Origin of the sequence: Oceanobacillus sp. MO10714A (assembly GCF_037072045.1) — a bacterium.
Taxonomy (GTDB): domain Bacteria; phylum Bacillota; class Bacilli; order Bacillales; family Amphibacillaceae; genus Oceanobacillus; species Oceanobacillus indicireducens.
The window spans coordinates 1-3,011 of sequence record NZ_JAXHDC010000094.1; the positions used below are offsets into that span (position 1 = coordinate 1).

At 30.9% G+C, this 3,011-nt stretch carries 3 protein-coding genes and 2 pseudogenes; all 5 read right to left on the minus strand.

The features are described 5' to 3' along the window. Positions 1-42: 42 nt before the first annotated feature. Positions 43-1,125 carry a ribosome small subunit-dependent GTPase A gene (gene rsgA / locus SPD53_RS19555; protein WP_277679601.1) on the minus strand — a complete coding sequence of 361 codons (1,083 nt, stop codon included), beginning with the start codon at positions 1,123-1,125 and terminating at the stop codon, positions 43-45. A 310-nt stretch (positions 1,126-1,435) separates the two neighbouring features. Further along, positions 1,436-1,570, minus strand: a pseudogene (locus SPD53_RS19560) (DinB family protein); the annotation flags it as partial. Positions 1,571-1,775: 205 nt separating this feature from the next. Then, positions 1,776-2,510, minus strand: coding sequence for a 23S ribosomal RNA methyltransferase Erm (gene erm / locus SPD53_RS19565; RefSeq protein ID WP_263115275.1), 735 nt, complete (start codon positions 2,508-2,510; stop codon positions 1,776-1,778). Positions 2,511-2,568: 58 nt separating this feature from the next. Next, entirely contained in the window at positions 2,569-2,628 is a 60-nt protein-coding gene (locus SPD53_RS19990; RefSeq protein WP_263115280.1) for an erythromycin resistance leader peptide, read from the minus strand. A 145-nt stretch (positions 2,629-2,773) separates the two neighbouring features. Then, positions 2,774-3,011: pseudogene (locus tag SPD53_RS19570) on the minus strand (ABC-F type ribosomal protection protein); the annotation flags it as partial.

The following is a 3,011-nucleotide window of genomic DNA, read 5'->3' on the forward strand; positions in this document are numbered from 1 at the left end:
CAAAAAAGGATTGAATCTTGTTTTAGATTCAACCCTTCATTTTTATCTACGTTTTTTTCTCTTTTGTTCTTTAAAGAACTTCCTGGCGTTTTTCATACCGCCCATCTCACTAAACATATCATTTAGCTTTTCTTTTTCAATCATTTTAGAATTTAAGCCTTCATACTTTATTTCTTTTTTTAGTTTCAGGTAGCTTTCCAGTCTTTCAATGGACAATATTCCATCTAGAATAGCCTGTTGCACAGCACATTTAGGCTCATTCGTATGTGTACAGTCATTAAATTTGCACTTTATGGTAAGTTCATCAATGTCTGCAAAGGATTTTGACAAATCGGCACTAATTACGCCAAGTTCACGCATACCAGGAGTATCGATCACAACACCGAAATCAGGTAACATGATTAGTTCACGTCTTGTAGTCGTATGTCTTCCTTTATCATCACTTCTAATTTCATTCGTATCTAAGACATTTTGACCAAGAAGTCGATTAATTAGCGTTGATTTTCCAACACCGGATGAGCCAATAAATGCAACTGTCTGTCCTTCTGAAAGATATCTTTTTAATGATTGATATCCATCGTCAGAAGCACTTGTAACATGCACTTCAACACCTATTGCTATAGAAGATACTTCGTTAAGCCTGTTCTCTAATTCGGTACATAGATCTGATTTTGTAAGGACAACAACAGGAATAGCACCACTATCCCATGCGATAGAAAGATAACGTTCTAATCTACGCAGATTAAAATCATTATTCAGTGACATACAAATAAACACGGTATCAATATTTGTAGCGACAACTTGCAAATCTTCTCTCGAACCTGCTATTTTTCGTGCAAAAATACTTTTCCGGGTTAATACATGATGAATAATCGCATTTCCTTGAGAATTGTCCATCCGGTCAATCATTACAAAATCCCCAACGGAAGGGAATTCAGATGAATTTTTTACACTAAAATAAAATTTCCCTGAAATCTCAGCTAAAATCTCACCATTTTCCGTTATCACTTTGTATACGTTTTTTGTTTGTGATGAAACTCGACCGATAAATAAATCTTTATATTGTTTAGACTCCTGAATAAATTGTTCAGTAAGTCCTAGTTTTTCCATATGAATATGATTCAATTTTATTTCCTCCTAAAGTTTAAGATTATAACTTTTGGGAGGCTCAATGCTTGAATTTACTTTGCATATACCTCCCCGTTTGTTACAATTTCAACATTTAGCTTGTTAAACATAAAACAACATTCCCTTCTTATTAATCTTTTTTCAGTATATCATAATATTAACCTTCTTGAATAAGGGTATTATTTACATCTGTGCTCTAGAAATACTCGGCCTCCTGTTGAAAAAACGGAGTAATTGTTGAGTGTTTAAATCGAAAGAGCAAATGTTTATTAGGACAGCCAAGTGTTTATTTTGGATTTACATAGTATTATAGTGGTGGGTTCTCCAGCCTGAAATGAACCCAATCTTCTTTTAGAGGTCCATAAACACCGTATGGTTTCAATCCAGCATAACACATAAGAACAGTCAATTGTCCACGATGATAAGTAGTATGCTTGATTAGTCATATTAAAACAGCTTTAATATGACTTGATTGATAATCGCAGATAGTTAAGATGTAGTAGTGTTTACATGGGAAACTAGCAATTTCCTTTTTATTATTGGCAAAAAAGTTTAGTGCAGAACCCTGCATTTACTTTGCAAAGTTCCACACATTTATTTGCCATAAACACACACAGGCACTCTTTGTTCATCTCTTTTATTTCTAATTATCTATTGAATAATTTATAACTTTTGAAAAGGGATAAAAACTGTTCGTAACTTACATTTTTTAAATCTTTTATTTTCGCATGTTTTAAGGCTTTATTAAATTGATTTTTGGTAAACAGTTTTTTGTACTCCTTGTTAACCCATTTCATTACAAAGTATTTATATTTTTTTCTATCTTTATATGACATTTTTATAGGCTTTCTTTTCAATACAATTAATGAGCTGTCCACTTTAGGTTTCGGATGAAAATAATGCCTAGGAATTTTTGCTAATATAGAAATATCTACTTCTGCCATTAAGAGCAATGCTAGTGATCTGTTTGTATTTAATAATCTTTTTGCAAAACCATATTCCACTATTAAATAACTTACTGTAGCCGTACTTTCATAAACAATTTTTCTAATTATACTTGTGCTTATATTGTAAGGTATACTTCCAAATATTTTATATGATTTATGTTTAGGAAAATTAAATTTCAAGATATCATCATTTACAATTTGATAGTTAGCGTAATTTAAAAGTTTACTCTGAGTTACCTCACATAATTTAGGGTCAATTTCTATAGCTGTCACATAATTACACCGGTTTACCAATTCAATAGTAAAATGCCCTTTACCAGCACCGATTTCAAAAATGTTATCATTTTCGTTTAAATCTATCTGTTTCATTATTTTTTCTATATGATATTTTGAAGTAATAAAATTTTGACTATCCTTTATATTTACTTTGTTCATTATAACCTCTCCTATTTAGGTTATAATGAATTCCATTTTAACAATTCATTATAACCATTTATTTTTCGTTTGGTTGATAATGAACTGTATCTATTACAAAAATACTAAAAATACGCATAATTTATTTCTCCTTCATTATTTATACAAATAACAACTTTTTTAATACAATAATGTCTCCTTTTAGTATCAAAGCTATATTATTGTTAATATCTTTAATATCTTTCTTGTTCGCCAACTCTTTTTATACTTTCTCTTCATTTATATTAACTTTTCAACACTAATTTCTGCTCTTCTATAGCATATACAGAATCAGCCACTGTCCCAACAAAGGTACGATCATGTGATACGAGAAGAACTGTACCTTCGTATCCATGCAAAAATTGCTCCAATGCCTCCATACAAAAAATATCCAAAAAGTTTGTTGGTTCATCTAAAACTAATACATTATACCTTCCTAGAAATAGCTGACACAATACTAAACGAGTTGCCTCTCCACCACTT

What these genes read in the sequence shown, in the direction of transcription:
- erm (WP_263115275.1), bottom strand. Translation starts at nt 2,510, where the DNA reads ATGAACAAAGTAAATATAAAGGATAGTCAAAATTTTATTACTTCAAAA.